The sequence below is a fragment of the Mycobacterium sp. P2_H7 genome, assembly GCF_056403275.1.
The window spans coordinates 157818-175806 of the sequence record NZ_JBFUFU010000004.1; the positions used below are offsets into that span (position 1 = coordinate 157818).

Below are 17989 nucleotides of genomic sequence, written 5' to 3' on the forward strand. Positions count from 1 at the left end.
CTGCATGATTCGGGATATCAGAGAGCTGACGGCAGATCCGGCTGCATACGCCTCGGAACTGCAACGCCGATGGGGTGGCCTGCTCAGCTACCGCTATATCGGACGGACCCACACCTCGATGAACGTCGGGCCAACGGATGACACCGTCGCGGTCCGCTCCGACATGCTCGACGATGCTGGCGGGATTCTGTTGTGTGTCTTCGGTATTGCTTCGCCCGAGGGCGGCCTGGTGTCCGATTTGGAGGCCGTCCCGAACCCGGTCGTGCACTCCTGCCAGGTTCTCGATGCCGGCGTCGGCGTGACACGGTTCGAGGTGCGGACCGAGGATCTGAAGCGGGGTCGCAACATGGCCTACAGCAGATCTCTGCTCGTCGACGCCGATGATCCGTCGCGGGTGCTGGCGGTTACCGAAGGTCAGGGTGTGACGATCGGTGTTCCGCCTGGCGGTCTGCAGAAAATGGCTGTAGATCCGATCGAGGTGATTGATTCGCCCGATCTGCCACCGTTGTGGCAGGTATTCGGCGGTCGCCAACTCGATGCGGCCACATGGGTGCTTCCCGAGCTGTCGGCCGAGGTCGCTTCACCCGATGCGGCGCTACACGTCGGTCCACAATTCGTGATGACCGAGACTGCGGCCCGCAGCAGTGTGGCCGACATGGTGCCCACGGACACGATCGCGGGCGTCTCGTCGCACACGATGTTTCTGGCCCGGGCGAAGGCTGGTCCGTTCCGATTCGAGGCCGAGCCGCTGGCCGGGGCGAATGACACCGTCGCGGCGCGCACGCTCGTCTACGACGACGGTGCGAACGGCAAGTTGGTCACCGTTGCGACGCATGTGTTTCGGCGAGGGGGAGAAGCTCGCGCTTGACCACCTTGCCAACGTCGTTGCGGGGGAGCTCTTCGACGAACACAATGCGCGCGGGCACCCGGTAGGGAGTCAACCGATCCCGGCACCACGCGTGTAGCGCCTGCTCCGTCACAGTGTCGTCGAGGCGGGCGACAAACGCCCAAGGCACCTCTCCTAAACGCTCGTCGGGCACGCCGACCACGGCGACCTCACGCACCCCGTCAGCGGCCAGCAGGACGTCCTCTACGGTACCGGGGAACACCTTCAGCCCGCCGCGGTTGATCATGTCCGAGACACGTCCGTCGAGCCAGAGAAAACCGTCCTCGTCGAACCAGCCGAGATCGCCGGTGTGGAACCAGCCGTCCTCGGTGAGCCGGTCCAGGAAGGCCGGGTCGATCTTGCGTGCTGCCGTGGTGGGGGTGCGCACCATCACCTCGTTGTCATCGATCGTCACATCGATACCGGCCAGCGGGCGCCCTACCGAACCGAGTTTTGTTTCACCCCACGCCCGGGCGTCGGGCGCAGACCAGCCGACCACCTCGCCGCCGAGTTCGGTCTGGCCGTAAGAGTTCAACACGAGCACGCCGAACCTGTCGCGGAACCGAGCAGCCTGCACCGGAGAAAGCGGGGCGGTGATGGAGCGCACGATCTTCAGCGGCGACAGGTCGCTCACCCTGTCATCGTGCAGCAACATCGTCAGCGCGGCCGGCGGTAGGACCGTGGAGCGCAACTGGTGTCGCTTGACCAGGGCGGCGAAATCTGCCGGGGTGAAGCGATCCATCAACACCACGCCGGAACCCGCACGAAACGCGAAAAGCACCTGGTAGATGCCAGCCCACAACGAGAGTGACAGCGGCACCAAGTTGGGCATCGGCGCTCGCTTGGGCCTGTCGGGGTCCGACTTTCCGCGAAGCTTCGCCAACAGGCGATCGATGAGATCCAGAACCGTGGCGTGTCGTAGGGGCACTGGCTTCGGCGCCCCGGTGGTGCCCGAGGTGAACTGCAATAGTGCAACGTCACCGTCGTACTGCCGGGGATCGTCGGGTCCGTCCCCGGCGGTCAGTTGCCAGGACATTTCGGCGCCGGTGATCACCGGTAACCCCGACGATGAGAAGCGATGCGCCAGTGAGGGTGTCGTGATGACGGCGACGGGTCGCAGGGTGGCCAGCTGCGATACCAACTCCGCGTCGGCGGCCCGGGGGTTGAGTGGGGTGTACACCCCACCGGCCTGCCAGGTTCCGAATAGGGCTGCGACGGTGACGGAATCGTTGGGAAGCATCGCTGCGACCACTTGACCGGTCTGTAGCTCGGCCGCGGCGAGTAGCCGGCTGAGACGCTCAGCCGCAGTGATCAGGTCCGCGCATGTGACGTCGCCGCGGAGGGTGTGGACGGCGACTTCGGGCAGGCTGTTGAGAAGTTCGGCCAGATTCATGCGGTCGCCTCGCTAGCTTTGCTCATGAATCCGACTCCAGGGGAAGCCACTGCGGGCTGCGTTTGTCTGCGAAGGCCCGCGGCCCTTCGTCTTGGTCGGCGTGACCCCACATCGAGGTCAAATGCTTCGCACCTTCCCGGCATGCGTCGGTCAGCCCGTGCTCCAAGGCACCCCACAGCGCGCGTTTGGTGGCGCGCATCGCGGCGGGAGAGTTCATGGCGATCTTCTCCGCCAGCTCCTGAGCGGCCTCGCGCAGGAGCTCCGGGGGATCCACAACCTGGCTGATCATGCCGAGTTCATAGGCACGTTGGGCGGTGAGTCGCTCGTGGCTGCCGACCAGCGCCATGCGCAGTACCGCCTCGGCTGGCATCTTGCGCATCAGCGCGATGGTCTCCAGTGCACTCACCTGGCCGATCGACACGTGCGGATCGACGAAGGTTGCGTTCGAGGAGGCGATGACGATATCGGCGTCGGCCACCCAGTGCAGGCCACCGCCGGCGCACACACCGTTTACCGCGGTGATGATGGGTTTGCCGACGTTGCAGTGCCATCCGGTGAGTCCGAGGTCCAGGGTCGTCATCGTTTCCTGGAACTGCTGCACCGCATCGCCATCGAGTTCCTCGACGTCGGCGCCCACCTGAAACGCGCGGCCGTTGCCGGTGTGCACGATCACCCGGACGTCGGGGTCGGCGTCGAGTTCGGCCCAGGCACGGCGAAACTCGTCGCGCATCACCACGTCGTAGGCATTGAGCTTGTCGGGACGGTCGTTGATGAGCCATCCGACCGGTCCTCGCCGCTCGATGAGGAGCCGCTCGTAAGTCATTGCGCCTCCGCCGTCGCCAAGGGCTGCCATCGGGGCTCACGCTGTTCCAGCCATGCGCGAGCTCCTTCTTCCTGGTCGGGGTGTCCGGCGTATCGGTCAATAACGTGTGCGGCCTCTTCACGGGACTGGCTAAGGCCTACTTCCAACGAACGCCACAGTGCCTGTTTGGTCACCCGCATCGCGGCCGGAGAATTGGTGGCGATCGCTGCGGCCAGACTGCCCGCCGCGGTTCGCAACGCGTCGTCGGCGACCACCTGGGAGACGATGCCGAGTTCATAGGCGCGCTGGGCCGAGATCCTTTCACCCCTCCCGCTCAGCGTCATTCGGGCGATGGCTTCCATCGGAGACTTGCGCAACAGCGTGATCGCCTCGTATGCAACAGCCTGCCCGACCGATACGTGCGGGTCGACGAAAGCCGCGCGTTCGGCGGCAATCACGATGTCGGCGTCGGCGACCAGATGCAGGCCGCCGCCCGCGCAGACCCCGTTCACCGCGGCAATGACCGGTTTCCAGACATCACAGTGCCAGGACGAGATCTTCAACTCAGCATCCCGTGTGCGCCGCGAGTGCTTGCGCATGGCGTTCTTGTCACGAGCGACCTGCACGACGTCCATACCGGTACAGAACGACCGGCCGTTCGCGGTATTGACGATGACGCGAACATCAGGGTCGGCGTCAAGATCCGACCACGCGGACTCGAGCTCGTCGAGCATCAAGGCGTCGAACGCGTTACCGGCGTCGGGACGGTTCAGGATCAGCCACCCGACCCCGGCTGACTTTTCGACCACGATCCTCTCGTAGGCACTCACGATCGGGGAATGTCCTTCCACGGTTTGCCCTTCCACGGATCGGGTTCCTTGGGCAGCCCAAGAACGCGCTCACCGAGAATGTTCTTGTTGATGTCGGTGGTGCCGCCCTCGGTGCCGTTCGCCAGGCTGCGCATCCAGCCCTGAACGTCGCGGGGGAGCGCGTCAGGGTCGTCGGTGGTGGGCCACGCGAGTGCTTCGGGGCCGCTCAGGTCCACCATCAGATCCTGGATCTGCTGGTTCAGGGTGGCCTGATGGACCTTGCCGATGGAGGATGCAGCACCTGGTGATTGGCCCGCCTTCAACGCCTTCCGGACGCGGCTGTTGGTCCAGCCGCGGATCTGTTCCTGCGCCCACAACCGCATGACCTTGTTCCGGATGACGGGGTCGGCCCAGCGTCCGCATTCCTGGGCGAGCGTGATCAAGCGCTGTGCACTGGAACCTCCGAGGCGACCCATGCCGCCCGAACCGGATCCTGACACCATCTGACGTTCACTGGACAGCGTCGACGCGCTGACCCGCCAGCCGTCGTTGAGATCGCCCACTCGATGCTCGTCGGGAACCCGGGCGCCGTCCAGAAACACCTCGTTGAACTCCCGTTCACCGGTGATCTGCCGCAGTGGACGCACTACGACACCCGGTTGGTGCATATCGATGAGGAAATAGGTGATGCCCCTGTGTTTCGGTTGCTCGGGGTCCGTGCGCGCGAGCAGGATTCCGAAGTCTGCCTCATCGGCCCAGGTGGTCCACACCTTCTGTCCGGTAATCACCCATTCGTCTCCGTCGAGCACGGCGCGGGTTGCCAGCGATGCCAGATCCGAGCCGGCGCCGGGCTCGCTGAAGAGCTGGCACCACGTCTCTTCGTTGCGCACGATCGGAGGCAGGAACCGCAGGCGTTGATTCTCGGTGCCATGACTGAACAGTGCGGCCGCTGCATTGTTGATTCCCAACGGGTTCAGCCGGGTCAGCCGTAGCGGCGCCAGGACCGAGTCGATGGCGCGCGCAATCTCATTGGAGATCCCGAGACCGCCGTGCTCGGGTAGCCAGGTCGGGGCGACGAGGCCGGTCGCGGCGAAGGTGGGATACCAGGCTCGGTAATCGGCAGGAGAACGGACCGCACGCAGCGCCTGTGGGCCGTCGAGTGCCGCGGCTCGCCAATGCGCGGGCACCTCGGTCCGCGCCCACTGCTCAACCGTGGCGACGGCATCGTCGACGCTGCTCGATTCACTGATCGGTAATGTCATCGGCCCTGAAACTCCGCATTCCGCTTGTCTCGGAAAGATTTCAGTCCCTCTTTGAAATCCTCACTTCGGCTGGATAATTCGAGAGCCATGGCCTCGTTGTGCAGATGCCGATCCAGATCCAGTCCGTGGCCGCTCTGCAACAGCCACTTGGTGAGGCCCAGCGCCACCGTTGGAGCAGACGCCAGCCTGTCCACCAGCTCATCTGCCGCAGAATCGAGGAGCTCCGCAGGGTGGGCGCCGTGGATGATGTACCAGTCGGCGGCGTCGGCGCCCGAAATCTCCTCGCCGAGCATCAACAGTCGCCGGGTGCGAACCATCCCGATCACCCGGGGAAGTAGCCAGGCCGCACCGCTGTCGGGGCTGAAGCCGCGCGCCATGAACGGCTCCCAGAACCGAGCATCTGCCGAGGCCACGCAGAAGTCGGAGGCCATCGCGATATGAAACCCGAGCCCAGCGGCCCAGCCGCGGACCACCGAGACTATGGGAACCTGCGTCTCCAGCATCAGCGGAATCAGTCGGTTGGCCTTGTTCGGCATTCGGCGCTGGGTAGTTCCCACCCGCGGTTTCCGTTCGGACCGTTGGTTATTCGCGATCAGGTCCGATCCGGCGCAGAAATCCCTGCCGGCGGCGTCGATGCGGATGACGCGGACTTCTTCGTCGGTACCGGCCGCGGCGATATGCTCGATCATCGCGTCGAGAACGACATCGTTGACGGCGTTGCGTCGCTCGGCGCGGTCGAGTGTGAGGCGGAGTTCGCGATCGCGATGTTCGACCGTCAGGCCGGCGACGCTGGAGTACGTCATCTGAGGCTCAGCGCTCGGCGAACTGCGCCGAGACTGCGGTCAGCAGTTCCGCGAGGTCGGACGCCCCGCCAGGTGGGTCGGGCAGCCGGACCGGCCCGCGTTCGCGGCTCGGCAACAGGATCGTGGCCCGGCCCGGCGCGGTGATCTCGTTTCGCTGGCTGGTGGCCGCGAGTTCGATTTCGACGGCGGGACGGTCACCATCGGCGAGGAACTTGCGCACCACCGTGCCGCCGATGGTGTGGAGGTCACCGACGTAATTGAACAGCCGGAATTCGCAGTCCAGTTTCCACAGCCAGGCGTCATCACCCATCCAGTCGGTGCACAGGTGGATGAGCCAGGTCTCGCGCATCCGGCCGTAGTCGAATGTCGTGGGATTGCCCGCGTTACGGGCTGCGTCCGGCTCCCAGTGCACCCTCTGCTGAACATCGGGCACGCCGTGCTCGTTCGGTGTGTAGAAGCGGGGGATCCGCTGCCGATTGCTCCACGCCAGGCGAAGCGGACGAACGCCATACATCCCGGTACCCATGCCCACGTGCCAGCAGACCATGTCGGTCACTGTCAGTGGCCCCTTGGTCAGTGGTCCGACCGCGTCACCTTCGGTGACGTCCTCCCACCACCGTGGCTCCGCCCCGCGTGGCGCCTCCTTTGGATACCGGGCGTCGATCTCCGCGATCTCATCCGGCGTCCAGGTCTTGAGTTCGACGGTGTCGTACTTCTTGCGTCCACGTGCTTTGCTCCGCTCGGTGCGGATCATGTTCCGGTACTGGCCGCCGAGAATGATGCCCTCGTCGTCCCGGAAAACCTGGGCCGACCACTCGTGGATGGCACGCCCGGCGAAATCGCTGCTCTTGTCCAGAGCCGCCACCAGTGCGTTACGGCGGAAGACCCGGTGGCCTGCCCGTAGCGGCGCCCACCATTCCCGCGATGAGGAGGCGTAGAAGGCGTGCACCCCTCTCAGCGGATCACCCTTGGTCAGTGCGCGGTCGGCCTCGGAGAGCTCGCTGACCTCGTCCTCACCGATCAGCGTGTCACCGCCGATGAGGGCGGGAGGTGCGATCGATTCTCCCCAGACCGACTTGGCTGCGTATTCCGGATCCCGCCACAGCGGGTTGTCATCCCCGTAGCTCTCTGCAACGTGGCGGAAGGCGTCTTCGTTTGGACGTTGGTAATGAGGAGGCTGGGTGTGCGGGACGGCAATGCCAATGGTGGCCCGTAGTCGTGCCAGGCCGTCCTCGGTGATCTGGCCGGTGCCGGTCATCGCGCAGCCTCCTCATCGACGCTATGCCTTGGTCGCCGCCAAGGTGAGAATTAAGATACCCGAAAAGCGGAAACGCCGTTAACGCAGGGTGGGTGAGATGTCCGAGGAAGAGTCCGGGATCGTCGTCAGTATCGGTCCCGACGGTGTGAAACGTATCGTCATCGACCGCGAAAGCGTTGGTAATTCGTTGTCGCCGTTGGCAAGAGATGCATTGGCAGATTCCATTCTCAGTGCCCACGGCGATCCCGAGGTGCGCTCGGTACTGTTGAGTTCGGCGGGCGCGCGACACTTCTGCGCGGGCGCAGGCTTGGCTTCTCGGCCGGGCGCCAGTGGCGCGAAACTGGCCGGCGATCGCAGGCCCGGCGATATCGCCAGGATGCTGCAGCAGGGCTGGCAGCGACTGGTGGGTGCGGTGCTCGATTGTGACAAGCCGGTCGTGGCGGCAGTCAGTGGAACCGCAGTGGGCGCCGGTGCCAGCCTTGTGCTTGCCTGTGACATCGTGGTGATGTCCGAACAATCCACTCTCTTAGAGGCTTTCGTCCATCGAGGGATCCTGCCGGATTCCGGCGCGGTTCACCTCCTTACCCGCATCGTGGGCCTTCGCAAAGCAACCGAGATCCTGATGCTCGGCGAGCCGGTCGATGCGGCCACCTGTGGGCGGTTGGGTCTGGTGAATCGTGTGGTGCCGGCCGAGCAGGTGGAACAGACGGCGGATGCCCTCGCAATCCAGCTCGCGGCGGGTCCGTCGGTGATGCTAGCGCTGACTAAACGGCTGTTGTCGGTGTCCTCGGAATCCGGACGTGAGCGAGCGTTCGAGCAGGAAGCCTGGGCGGCCGAGGTGATCTCCCGAACCGAGGACCTGCAGGAGGGGCTGCGCGCCTTCGCTGAACGTCGGCCACCGGACTTCACGGGTCGGTGAGGCTCAACCCGCCGCCGGGCCCCCGCGAATCGTGAATGACGTGCTGTCATCGATCTGATCGATCGCGTCGGCCACCGACTCCGGTGTCAGTCCCACATCTTCGATTCCCTCGGTGACGCCGATGAAAACGCGCGACACCTTGCCGGCACCCACCGAGTAGATGTGCGCCGTCCGGGTGCAGCTGCGGTGCGCCAGGTAGGCGACCACCGGTGTGACGAGTTCGGGGTCCATGGCTTTGCCCGCTTCGCCCATGATGTCCTCGGTCATACGCGTACGTGCGATGGGTGCGATGGCGTTGACGGTGATGCCGTTTCGGGCGCCCTCGATGGCCAGCACGTGCATCATACCGACGAGCCCCATCTTTGCGGCCCCGTAGTTGGTTTGCCCAAAGTTCCCGAAAAGGCCGGTGCCCGAGGTTGTCTGGATGATTCGACCGTAATTCTGCTCGCGCATGACCGGCCATACAGCGCGTGTCACGTTGAACGCGCCGGTGAGGTGTACGGCGATCACCGCGTCCACTTGAGCCCCGGTCATGTTCTTGAAGGCCGCATCGCGCAAGATGCCTGCATTGTTCACCAGAACGTCGACGCGCCCGTAGGCATCGACGGCGGTCGCGACGATGGCCTGTCCACCCGACTCGGTGGCGACCGAATCGGCGTTGGCGATGGCGGTGCCGCCCGCGGCGGTGATCTCGTCCACGACACTCTGCGCGGCCGATGTGGACGCACCGCTACCGTCGACTGTGCTGCCGAGGTCGTTGACCACTACCCGGGCTCCTCGGCGCGCCAATTCGAGGGCGTGACAGCGGCCGAGCCCTCCGCCGGCTCCGGTGACGATTGCTACCTGGTCGTCGAATGTGATTGACATGGATGAGAGGTTACATTTGCATCAATGAGAATTTCTATTTGCATCGGAGGATCGCATGACCCGACCGGGTGAGCTACTGGCGAATGCGACGCTACGTGCGGAATCGCTGCGGGACCAATACCGCTCGGCGGGCTCATGGTCTCAGCGCCCGCTGGACGTCGTCCGCTTCACCGCGGCAAGGTATCCGACTCGGTCGGCACTCGTCGGGCGGGGCGTCGAAATGAGCTACGCCGAACTCGACGAACGAGTCGACCGCAGATGTGCCGCCCTGGCCGAGGCCGGGGTGGTTCCGGGGACTCCGGTGGTCGTGGTGGTCGGCAATGACGTCGACTCCGTCATCGCAGTCCATGCGGTCCTGCGCGCCGACGCGGTGGTGCTACTGGTGCCGCGCAGTGCGGGCGCCGCACAGGTCGTCGACATCATCGAGCGCACCGGAGCGCCGATCGGGCTGGCGCCGAACTGGCCGACTGCGAATGAATCTGATTTGGCGATGCAATGCTCCTGGATCCCGGACGTTGCTAACTCCTCGCCGGCCGCCCCAAAGCCGATCCGGCCACAGCGCGCGGCCGACCAACCCTCGTTCGTGCTCTACACGTCGGGAACAACGTCGAAACCCAAGGGAGTGGTGCACTCACTCAGCACCCTGCATAAGGCATCGACCAATTACATCGGTGCCGCCGGGTTGGGAGCGGGGGACAGGATCTTCCTGATCAGCCCGCTAGCTTCGGTCACCGGAGTGTTGCAAGCGCTGTTCATCGGTCCGATGCTGGCGGTGCCGGTCGTGCTGGAAGATCGATGGGACCCTGCCAAGACCTGTGAACTGATGCTGTCGACCGAGGCCACCTGGTATGGCGGACCCGACCGGTTACTGGACCGACTGCTCGACGAAGTGGTGGCACGGGACAAGATCGTGCCTCTGCGGGCGGTCTATCTGGGAGGCACCATGCTCGACCGGCGGATTGTCGAACGCATCGAGGATGACTTCGGCATCATCGTGATGCGCGCGTACGGCTCATCAGAGGTACCCGTCAGCACGTCCGGGCTGCGCTCCGACCCGGCGCCCGTGCGCCACGCGGACGACGGCGTGCCGCTGGCCGATGTGGACGTGCGGGTGGGTTCGGTTGGGGATCCCGTGGAATGTTGCATCCGCGGCCCGCATACCTTTCTCGGCTACACCGATGCCGCCGATGATGCGGCGGCATTCGACCAAGACTGGTTCCGCACCGGGGATATCGCCGAATTGAGCGCCGGACGGGTGCGGATCGTCGGCCGGATCAAGGACATCGTGATCCGCAACGGGCTCAAGATTCCGGCTGCGGAGGTGGAAGAGGCGGTGGCCACCATTGCCGGTGTGCGCGAGTGCGCCGCCTACTCGGTGCCCGATGCCGCCACCGGCGAGAGGTTGGCGGTCGCCGTGGTGCTCGACGACGCCGCGGAGCTCTCGCTGACCGGTGTGGCCGAAGCGCTGACCTCGGCTGGGTTGCCGAAGTATAAGCTGCCCGAGGAACTGGTTTTCTGGGACCAACCGCTTCCGGTCAACGCCAACGGCAAGGTGGAGCGAAAGAAACTGCACGAGAACGCAAACGGTCGGCCACGCGTGGTGGCCGACCGTTTACTCCTGGCGCAGTAGATTACGACGCAGTCAGTCTGAGCCGCTGACGTTGGCGGTGGCCTGCTTCATCTGTGCCTGCCAATCAGACGACTGAGTGCCATGCTCCCGCTTCGACAGCGCCTGGATGGTGACGTCGTGGCCTTCGGCGGACTTACGCAGGCTTCCGACGGTCGCCTGCTCCTTGCTGATGTGGCTGAACGGATCCCAGTGGTACCAGCGCATCGCATTCTCGAAGGTCATCTTGTTGATGTCGGCGTCGGGAACGTCAAATTTCTTGAGCACCTCGTCGAGCGCTTCGGGCGCATCGGGCCACATGGAATCCGAGTGGGGGTAGTCCGCTTCCCAACAGATGTTGTCGATCCCGATCTGGTGTCGCAGTTCCACGCCAACGGGGTCTGATATGAAGCAGGTCAGGAAGTGATCACGGAAGAACTCAGAGGGTTTCTGGTTGCCGAAGTCCTGACCGGTCCACGTCGAGTGCATCTCGTAGGTCCGGTCGGCGCGGTCCAGGAAATATGGGATCCAGCCCGTGCCGCCCTCGGACAACGCGATCTTCAGGTCCGGGTAAACCTTCACCGGCTTGGACCACAACAGATCCGCGGCAGCCTGAACGATGTTCATCGGTTGCAATGTGATCATCACGTCCATCGGTGCGTCTGGCGCGGTGATCGCCAGCCGGCCGGAGGACCCGATGTGTACGTTGAGGACGGTGTCGGTGTCAACCAATGCGTCCCACATCGGCTTCCAGTACTCCAGGTCGTGGAAGCTCGGATAGCCCATCGCCGCTGGGTTCTCGGTAAACGTCAGTGAGTGCACTCCGCGAGCCGCGTTGCGCCGAATCTCCTTGGCGCACGCCTCGGCGTCCCAGATCACGGGCAGCGTCATGGGGATGAACCGGGCCGGATAGGCGCCACACCACTCTTCCACGTGCCAGTCGTTGTAGGCCTGCACGAGTGCGAGGGAGAACTCATGGTCCTCGGTGGCGAACAGCCGTCCGGCGAAACCCGGGAACGACGGGAAGCACATCGAGCCCAGAATGCCTCCGGCATTCATGTCCATGACGCGTTCGTCGACCTTGTAACAGCCTGGCCGGATCTCGTCGAGCCCTTGGGGTTCCAGACCATACTCTTCCTTGGGTCGGCCTGCCACCGCGTTGAGTGCCACGTTGGGGATGACGACATCGCGGAACTCCCATGTGTCACTGCCGTCGGCGTTATGGACCAAACGCGGCGCCTCGTCGAGATACTTCTTGGGCAGGTGGTTCTTGAACATGTCGGGCGGCTCGACGATGTGGTCATCGACGCTGACCAAAATCATGTCGTCTTTGTTCATTTCAGTTCCTCTCGGGTGCGGGAGTGTCGGGCTTGACCGTGAATACAGGCACGGCGAAGCCGTCGTCGTTCTGACGGAAATCGAGGATCAGTTCCAGTCCGGCCTCCAGTGCCTCGGGTGCGCAGTTCTCGATATTGGTCATCAAGCGGGGTCCCTCCGCCAGATCGACCATGGCGACCACAATGGATGTGCGTGTGGCGTTCGGCGGGATCACGGTCCAGGTGTAGAGCGTTGCGTGCCCGCTGGCCGGGACGGCAGACACCGCCTCGCTCCAGCAGTACGGACAGAAGGGCCTCATATACAACGATTTTCGGCTGCACACGCCGCATACGTTCACTAGCAGCGTGCCCTCTTGGATTGCGGTCCACCACGCCTCGCTGTCGGTATCGATCGTTGGCCGATCTGATGCGGGCATCAGCTCCTCCCCAGGATCATCGTTGCGCTGTGGCTGAAGAAGCCGCCCATCGCGTGCACGCAGGCGAGCTCGGCACTGTCGACCTGACGTTCCCCGCATTCACCGCGCAGCTGACGCACGGCCTCCACCATCAGGAACATGCCCCGCATTCCGGGGTGGCAGGAGGCGAGGCCCCCTCCGTCGGTATTCGTGGGAAGCACCCCGCCGGGCCGCAGCGCGCCGGATTCAATGAACTTTCCGCCTTCACCCTTGCCGCAGAAGCCCAGGTCTTCCACCGTCAGCAGCACGGTGGCGGTGAAGGAGTCGTAAAGCTGGCACACGTCGATATCGGACGGTTGCACCCCGGCCTGCGCGAAGGCGGCGGGTCCGGAAATTGCAGCCGCCGACGTGGTGAAGTCGGCCCATTCGCTCATGCTCACATGGGAGGTCGCGTCAGCGGAGCCGAGAATCCAGACCGGTTCCCTGGCGCATTGGCGTGCGACGGTCTCATTCGCCAGTACCACCGCGCCACCGCCATCGGTACGCAGGCACACATGTTTGACGGTGAATGGATCAGCCAGCATGGGTGCCGCTGCGACATCGTCGACGGTGATGCGACCGCGCTCGAAAGCGTTGTCGTTCTTGGCTGCCCACTCATGTGCCGAGACCGCCACCTCGGCCAGCTGTTCCACTGTGGTTCCGTGCTCGATCATGTGTCGTCGAGCCGCCATCGCGTACTTCGCGATGAGCGACGCGTCGTATGGCGCCTCGTACTGCATTGCGCCGCCGGTGCTCATCGCCGCCGCCGATGCGCGTACCCGGCGTTTGACGTCGGAGCGTGCGGTCGAGCCGTAGGTGAGCAGGACCACATCGACTTCGCCCGCGGCAATTGCCGCCGTTGCATGGCGGGCCATCACTTCCCAAGAGGATCCACCGACATTCGTGGCGTCGACCCATGTCGGCCGCAGGCCGAGGTACTCGCTGACCTCGATCGGCGGCAGTAACGTCCCGTGGCCGCCGAAGCCCCCAATATCGTTCTTGCTCAGGCCGGCGTCGGTGACCGCCCGGCGTGCGGACTGGGCCATCAGCCCCATGGCGGTCATGTCGGGAACCCGGCCGCAGTCAGAGAGTGCGGCTCCCACGATCGCGACACGTCTGGTTGGCATAGCTCATGGTAACCACAACGATAACGTCGTTTCCGAATTAGCGTAATCATCATTCTCGTCTGGACTACCCTGAGTCCGGTGCAAAAGGATCTGAGGGTGCAGCTACGTGGCGATCGATTGGTGCTATGCCTAGCCCTGCTGAACTCACGGACGCCTGAAGTTCCCGCGATCGCGGCCGCATGCGGTTACGACGCGATCTATGTCGATCTCGAACACACTTCGACGTCGTTGGACACTGCCGCGATGATGTGTGCAGGCGCGGCGGGAGCGGGTATTGCAGGGTTGGTGCGGGTCCCCACGGCGGACGCCAGCATCGTTGCTCGGGTACTCGACAGCGGTGCCACCGGAGTCATTGTTCCCCATGTGAATTCGGCGGAAGAAGCCGCGTCGGTCGTTGCGGCGGCACGGTTCCCCCCGGTGGGGAGCAGATCAATCTCCGGACCCAACGTGGTCAGTGGTTTTGGCCCTCACTCGCCGCAGGAGCTCACCGCCGTGCTGGAGTCGCGGACAGTGGTTGCGGTGATGGTCGAAACCCCAGAAGCTGTGGAACGCTGCGACACCATCGCCGAGGTTCCCGGTGTCGACATGATTCTGCTCGGGCCCAGCGACCTGACGGCCGAGATGGGAATTCACGGCGACTACGAGAATGAACGTTTCCATTATGCGGTAAGATCTGTTTCGGCGGCCTGTCGTGAGCATGGCGTGGCGCTGGGTGTGGCCGGTATCAAGTCGCTGGACCTGCTGGAACGTTTCCTTGGCCTCGGCCTTCGGTTCATTTCGGCCGGCACGGACGTCGGCATGATGACCGAGGCGGCCACCACCCGGGCGCAGACGCTTCGTGCACTATCGAATGGCCGTTGAAGGAGCGCCCAGGCCACACCATGACGACAGGAGCACGGATGCCCACCGCGATCTACACCGAACCCGTCACCGATTCGATGAGCTGGACCGGTGCCGACTTCACCAGCAAAGAGGATTTCTGCTTTGATCTGACGCCACGCAATGTGGCTGCGTTGGAGTCGATCCTACTGAAGACGGCCAAGAAGAACCGCGACGACATCACATTGGGCGACGTGCGGCACCCAGACCTCGACGACGATCTAGGACGGCTGTACCAGGATCTGATGTTCGGCAAGGGACTGGCCTGCGTGCGGGGATTCCCGGTCGAGAAGCACTCGATCGAGGACTTGGAACGCATCTACTGGGCATTCTGCTGGCACCTCGGTTACCCAGTGTCCAACAACTCATTCGGGCATCGCCTGGTGCGCGTGCAGGAAGAGATCTTGCCCAACGGTACCCAGCCTGCCCGCGGCACCAAATCTAGCGCCGAGCTGGCTATGCACAATGATGCTGCCGATATCCTCTCGCTGCTGTGCGTGTACCCGGCCTTCAGTGGCGGTGCGAGCCAATTCGCCAGCGGACCCGCAGCCCACAACCGCATTCTCGACGAGCGTCCTGAACTCTTGGACGTCCTCTACCAAGGCTTCCCACATCACCGTCGCAGTGAGCAGCCTGACGATCAGCCCGACGTGACACCTTATGACGTGCCAGTGTTCTCCCAGATCGACGGCCGGATCTGCATCAATTTCACCTACAGCAGCATCCTGCCCGCGATGAAGACCATCGGCCGAGACTTCACTCCGGAGCAGGAGGAGGCGATCGAGTTCCTGCGCAAAGTGCTCATCGAGCAGCAGGTCGAGTTCCGGCTGGAATCGGGTGAGGCCGCGGTCGCGAACAACTTCGCCATGTGCCACTCCCGTTCTGACTTCGTGAGCAGCAATGATCCGAAGAAGGCCCGGTGCTTCCTGCGCGCCTGGATGGAGGTTCCTCGTGTGGATCGTCGGCTGCCATTAGGGCGGGAGTACTTCCACATGGAGAACAAGGATCTGCGACTCGGATACGACGTGGTGGATGGCCGCGACGGTACCGTCGCGCAGAACGACTATAAAAACGTGGACACTGCCTTGGCCGATATGTTCAAGGCGGCTCAGGCAAAGCCCAAGTTCGACCGGTGAGCGGGGCAGCTCCGCAGCCGAGGCTGGTTTACGAACGTTGGACCGACCCGGTCGCCGGGGATGTGCTCGAACTGGCCGATCTCGACGTGATCAGGCTGGATCTATCTGCTTCCGCTGAAAAGGGTTGGGCAGCACTGGAATCCGCGCACGGATACCAGGTGGCTACCCGCACTGACACCGCGACGGTCACCGGTGGGTCGCAGTGGTTGGCGGGTCCGGAACTGGTCACTCGCTGCGGGAATCTGTTGGCAGTGTGTTCGGCAGGGGCAGGTTACGACGTCATCGATATCGAGGCGTGCACCCGGGCCGGCGTCGCAGTATGTAACAACTCAGGTCCCGGTGCTGAGGCCGTGGCCGAGCATGCACTCGGTTTCATGCTCGATCTGGCCAAGAAGATCACCATCTCCGACCGTGCGCTCCGGGCGGGTCCCGTCGCGAACCGCCTTATTCTGCAGGGCAGCCAGCTGCTGGGTAAAACGGTCGGCATCGTGGGACTCGGGGCCATCGGGAGCCGTCTCGTCGAACTGTGCGCGCCTTTCGGCATGGACATTGTCGTCTTCGACCCTTACCTCGACAAGACAAGGGCCGATGCTCTCGGAGTTACCGCGGTGCCATTGGCAGACCTACTGCGCCGGTCCGATTTCGTGCAGATCACCTGCCCGTTGACCGCCGAGACTGAAGGTCTCATCGGGCGTGCGGAGTTCGCTGCGATGAAGCCCTCGGCCTATTTCATCACCACGGCGCGTGGGCATATCCATGATGAGGCGGCCCTGCTCGATGCGCTCGTCAGTGCCGATATCGCCGGCGCCGGCCTGGACGTCTTCCACAACGAGCCTCCGCGGTCAGATGACCCGCTGCTTCAGCTGGCCAATGTTGTGGCCACCCCCCATACAGCGGGCATCACCGTCGAGGCGGCCCGCGATATCGCGGTGGCCACCGCCAACCAGTGGCTGCGCATCTTCGGAGGTCAGCGACCGCCACGCCTGCTCAATCCCGATGTGTGGCCACGGTACTGCGAACGCTTCCACGACATCTTCGGCTTCCGCCCAAACACCCCACCGAATCGAGGATGAGCAGCATGCAATGTCAGACGGTCCGTCTCGAGGTTCGGGGCCACACCGCATGCGTGACACTCAACCGGCCTGAAGTGCTCAATGCGATAAACGACGAGATGATCGCCGATCTCGCCGGCGTGTACGCGGAGATCGAAGAATCGCCGGACATCTGGACAGTGATCGTCACCGGCGCCGGCCGGGCGTTGTGCGTGGGAGCCGATGTCAACAAGGCTGCAGACCACGACACACAAAATGCCGCAGGTATCGACACCCAGGGCGAGCCGATTCTGAGCTCAATGCGGCAGTGGGATGCACCTCAGGAAGCGACACCGCCATGGCTGCAGATGACGAAACCGATCATCTGCGCGGTCAACGGGATCGCCTGCGGTGCTGGGATAGACCTGGTGACCACCGCGGATATCACCATCGCCTCGGAAACGGCGACGCTGATGGACCCGCATGTGAGCATCGGTGTGACGTCGGGGCGTGAAGCGGTCCGCCTTGCCCGGATCCTGCCGCTGCCGGTGGCCATGCGACTGGTATTGATGGGCAAGCACGAGCGCCTGGATGCCCGGCGCGGATACGAGCTGGGAATCTTCACCGAGGTCGTGCCGCCCGATGCGCTGATGGCACGTGCCTGGGAGATCGCCGAGACGGTGAATTCCAATGCACCGTTGGCGGTACGTGGTTCTCGTATGGCGGTGCGCAAGGGTCTTACCCTGCCGATCTATGAGGCTGAATTGCTTGCCGAGAACTACCGGATGAAGGTTGCGTTGACCAAGGACGCCATCGAGGGTCCACGGGCCTTCCTGGAGAAGCGCCGTCCGGACTGGCGCGCCATCTAGCCCGCAGCACGTTCTGCGAGCAGGCGCACGGTGACCGCCAATCGCCGGCGCAGCGTAGAGGCGCTGATTCTGTTGTGGGACAGCGCTAATACATTGGCCGCCCAAACATCTGACAGCAGTGCCCCGATGACGGTGTTGGTCCCTTCGGCGTCGTCGTCGCCGAGTGCACTCGCAAAGATGTCGGTGAGCTGGAGGCGAATGTTCTCGACCTGTTCGGCGGCAGAGGCATCGGCGACTGCGTATGCCCGGGCCATGGCCTCGGCCAGCAACGGACTGCGATGGAGGGAGGCGAAGAGCACGTCGACGACCGACCACAGGCTGTCGAACGGGTCGGCGTATTGGCGATCGTCACGCGCAAGACGGCTTTCGAACCGTTCCAGCCAACACGCCAAGGTCGCGACCAACAGATGATGCTTGGACGGGAAGTACCGGTAGAGCGTTGCGGTGGACAGATCGGCACGTGCCGCGACGGCGCGCATGGTCACCGCGTCGTAGCCGCCGGCCGAGGCTATGGCTCCTGCAGCTTCGACGATTCGAGCCCGGCGGTGATGCCTGGTCGTCAACCTCGTAT

General features: G+C 64.0%; 18 protein-coding genes. 7 read left to right on the top strand and 11 right to left on the bottom strand.

The genetic code is table 11. The features are described 5' to 3' along the window. Nucleotides 1-4: 4 nt before the first annotated feature. Entirely contained in the window at nucleotides 5-868 is an 864-nt protein-coding gene (locus AC1DY7_RS05150) for a hotdog family protein (RefSeq protein WP_477492581.1), read from the top strand. On the opposite strand, the gene AC1DY7_RS05155 is transcribed toward AC1DY7_RS05150, so the two are convergent. From AC1DY7_RS05155 to AC1DY7_RS05180, 6 genes are read right to left on the bottom strand one after another with little or no spacing between them, the layout of a single operon-like run. Beyond that, a complete protein-coding gene (locus tag AC1DY7_RS05155) occupies nucleotides 819-2279 on the bottom strand; it encodes a class I adenylate-forming enzyme family protein (protein ID WP_477492582.1) in 1461 nt (486 codons plus the stop codon). The two genes, AC1DY7_RS05150 and AC1DY7_RS05155, sit on opposite strands and share 50 nt — an antisense overlap. 22 nt (nucleotides 2280-2301) lie before the next feature. Next, a complete protein-coding gene (locus AC1DY7_RS05160; protein WP_477492583.1) occupies nucleotides 2302-3102 on the bottom strand; it encodes an enoyl-CoA hydratase/isomerase family protein in 801 nt (266 codons plus the stop codon). Then, a complete protein-coding gene (locus tag AC1DY7_RS05165; RefSeq protein ID WP_477492584.1) occupies nucleotides 3099-3911 on the bottom strand; it encodes an enoyl-CoA hydratase/isomerase family protein in 813 nt (270 codons plus the stop codon). Before AC1DY7_RS05165 ends, AC1DY7_RS05160 begins: the two co-directional genes overlap by 4 nt. After that, complete coding sequence (locus AC1DY7_RS05170; RefSeq protein WP_477492585.1) at nucleotides 3908-5152, bottom strand: acyl-CoA dehydrogenase family protein; 1245 nt, start codon at nucleotides 5150-5152, stop codon at nucleotides 3908-3910. The genes AC1DY7_RS05165 and AC1DY7_RS05170 overlap by 4 nt, the downstream gene beginning before the upstream one ends. After that, the gene (locus AC1DY7_RS05175) at nucleotides 5149-5955 is read right to left on the bottom strand and encodes an enoyl-CoA hydratase/isomerase family protein (RefSeq protein WP_477492586.1); all 807 of its coding nucleotides are present in this window, start codon (nucleotides 5953-5955) and stop codon (nucleotides 5149-5151) included. Before AC1DY7_RS05175 ends, AC1DY7_RS05170 begins: the two co-directional genes overlap by 4 nt. 7 nt (nucleotides 5956-5962) lie before the next feature. After that, on the bottom strand, nucleotides 5963-7213 hold the full coding sequence (locus AC1DY7_RS05180; RefSeq protein ID WP_477492587.1) for a hotdog family protein: 1251 nt from the start codon (nucleotides 7211-7213) through the stop codon (nucleotides 5963-5965). Nucleotides 7214-7310: 97 nt separating this feature from the next. On the opposite strand from AC1DY7_RS05180, the gene AC1DY7_RS05185 reads away from it, so the two are divergent. Next, on the top strand, nucleotides 7311-8132 hold the full coding sequence (locus tag AC1DY7_RS05185) for an enoyl-CoA hydratase/isomerase family protein (RefSeq protein ID WP_477492588.1): 822 nt from the start codon (nucleotides 7311-7313) through the stop codon (nucleotides 8130-8132). 3 nt (nucleotides 8133-8135) lie between these two features. Here the strand turns inward: AC1DY7_RS05185 and AC1DY7_RS05190 are convergent, their stop codons facing one another. Next, nucleotides 8136-8999, bottom strand: coding sequence for an SDR family oxidoreductase (locus AC1DY7_RS05190; protein ID WP_477492589.1), 864 nt, complete (start codon nucleotides 8997-8999; stop codon nucleotides 8136-8138). A gap of 55 nt (nucleotides 9000-9054) precedes the next feature. On the opposite strand from AC1DY7_RS05190, the gene AC1DY7_RS05195 reads away from it, so the two are divergent. Further along, complete coding sequence (locus tag AC1DY7_RS05195; protein ID WP_477492590.1) at nucleotides 9055-10629, top strand: class I adenylate-forming enzyme family protein; 1575 nt, start codon at nucleotides 9055-9057, stop codon at nucleotides 10627-10629. Nucleotides 10630-10641: 12 nt separating this feature from the next. Here the strand turns inward: AC1DY7_RS05195 and AC1DY7_RS05200 are convergent, their stop codons facing one another. The 3 genes from AC1DY7_RS05200 to AC1DY7_RS05210 are packed head-to-tail and all read right to left on the bottom strand — an operon-like array spanning nucleotide 10642 to nucleotide 13503. Beyond that, complete coding sequence (locus AC1DY7_RS05200; protein ID WP_477492591.1) at nucleotides 10642-11943, bottom strand: amidohydrolase family protein; 1302 nt, start codon at nucleotides 11941-11943, stop codon at nucleotides 10642-10644. 1 nt (nucleotide 11944) lies between these two features. Further along, nucleotides 11945-12358, bottom strand: coding sequence for a Zn-ribbon domain-containing OB-fold protein (locus tag AC1DY7_RS05205; RefSeq protein ID WP_477492592.1), 414 nt, complete (start codon nucleotides 12356-12358; stop codon nucleotides 11945-11947). Then, nucleotides 12358-13503, bottom strand: a complete 1146-nt coding sequence (locus AC1DY7_RS05210; RefSeq protein WP_477492593.1) for an acetyl-CoA acetyltransferase — start codon at nucleotides 13501-13503, stop codon at nucleotides 12358-12360. The genes AC1DY7_RS05205 and AC1DY7_RS05210 overlap by 1 nt, the downstream gene beginning before the upstream one ends. Before the next feature lie 78 nt (nucleotides 13504-13581). Between AC1DY7_RS05210 and AC1DY7_RS05215 the strand changes: the two genes are divergently transcribed. The 4 genes from AC1DY7_RS05215 to AC1DY7_RS05230 are packed head-to-tail and all read left to right on the top strand — an operon-like array spanning nucleotide 13582 to nucleotide 17418. After that, entirely contained in the window at nucleotides 13582-14364 is a 783-nt protein-coding gene (locus AC1DY7_RS05215) for an HpcH/HpaI aldolase family protein (RefSeq protein WP_477492594.1), read from the top strand. A gap of 38 nt (nucleotides 14365-14402) precedes the next feature. Next, the gene (locus tag AC1DY7_RS05220) at nucleotides 14403-15518 is read left to right on the top strand and encodes a TauD/TfdA family dioxygenase (protein ID WP_477492595.1); all 1116 of its coding nucleotides are present in this window, start codon (nucleotides 14403-14405) and stop codon (nucleotides 15516-15518) included. Then, on the top strand, nucleotides 15515-16591 hold the full coding sequence (locus tag AC1DY7_RS05225; protein ID WP_477492596.1) for an NAD(P)-dependent oxidoreductase: 1077 nt from the start codon (nucleotides 15515-15517) through the stop codon (nucleotides 16589-16591). The genes AC1DY7_RS05220 and AC1DY7_RS05225 overlap by 4 nt, the downstream gene beginning before the upstream one ends. 5 nt (nucleotides 16592-16596) lie before the next feature. Beyond that, nucleotides 16597-17418 carry an enoyl-CoA hydratase/isomerase family protein gene (locus tag AC1DY7_RS05230; RefSeq protein ID WP_477492709.1) on the top strand — a complete coding sequence of 274 codons (822 nt, stop codon included), beginning with the start codon at nucleotides 16597-16599 and terminating at the stop codon, nucleotides 17416-17418. Here AC1DY7_RS05230 and AC1DY7_RS05235 read toward each other — a convergent pair. Further along, a complete protein-coding gene (locus AC1DY7_RS05235; protein WP_477492597.1) occupies nucleotides 17415-17981 on the bottom strand; it encodes a TetR/AcrR family transcriptional regulator in 567 nt (188 codons plus the stop codon). The genes AC1DY7_RS05230 and AC1DY7_RS05235 overlap by 4 nt on opposite strands. Nucleotides 17982-17989 lie beyond the last annotated feature (8 nt).

Excerpts from the sequence above, each read along its gene's own strand:
- AC1DY7_RS05150 (WP_477492581.1), top strand. The coding sequence starts at position 5 with ATGATTCGGGATATCAGAGAGCTGACGGCAGATCCGGCTGCATACGCC.
- AC1DY7_RS05155 (WP_477492582.1), bottom strand. The coding sequence starts at position 2,279 with ATGAATCTGGCCGAACTTCTCAACAGCCTGCCCGAAGTCGCCGTCCAC.
- AC1DY7_RS05160 (WP_477492583.1), bottom strand. The coding sequence starts at position 3,102 with ATGACTTACGAGCGGCTCCTCATCGAGCGGCGAGGACCGGTCGGATGG.
- AC1DY7_RS05170 (WP_477492585.1), bottom strand. The coding sequence starts at position 5,152 with ATGACATTACCGATCAGTGAATCGAGCAGCGTCGACGATGCCGTCGCC.
- AC1DY7_RS05175 (WP_477492586.1), bottom strand. The coding sequence starts at position 5,955 with ATGACGTACTCCAGCGTCGCCGGCCTGACGGTCGAACATCGCGATCGC.
- AC1DY7_RS05180 (WP_477492587.1), bottom strand. The coding sequence starts at position 7,213 with ATGACCGGCACCGGCCAGATCACCGAGGACGGCCTGGCACGACTACGG.
- AC1DY7_RS05185 (WP_477492588.1), top strand. The coding sequence starts at position 7,311 with ATGTCCGAGGAAGAGTCCGGGATCGTCGTCAGTATCGGTCCCGACGGT.
- AC1DY7_RS05190 (WP_477492589.1), bottom strand. The coding sequence starts at position 8,999 with ATGTCAATCACATTCGACGACCAGGTAGCAATCGTCACCGGAGCCGGC.
- AC1DY7_RS05195 (WP_477492590.1), top strand. The coding sequence starts at position 9,055 with ATGACCCGACCGGGTGAGCTACTGGCGAATGCGACGCTACGTGCGGAA.
- AC1DY7_RS05200 (WP_477492591.1), bottom strand. The coding sequence starts at position 11,943 with ATGAACAAAGACGACATGATTTTGGTCAGCGTCGATGACCACATCGTC.
- AC1DY7_RS05205 (WP_477492592.1), bottom strand. The coding sequence starts at position 12,358 with ATGCCCGCATCAGATCGGCCAACGATCGATACCGACAGCGAGGCGTGG.
- AC1DY7_RS05210 (WP_477492593.1), bottom strand. The coding sequence starts at position 13,503 with ATGCCAACCAGACGTGTCGCGATCGTGGGAGCCGCACTCTCTGACTGC.
- AC1DY7_RS05220 (WP_477492595.1), top strand. The coding sequence starts at position 14,403 with ATGCCCACCGCGATCTACACCGAACCCGTCACCGATTCGATGAGCTGG.
- AC1DY7_RS05230 (WP_477492709.1), top strand. The coding sequence starts at position 16,597 with ATGCAATGTCAGACGGTCCGTCTCGAGGTTCGGGGCCACACCGCATGC.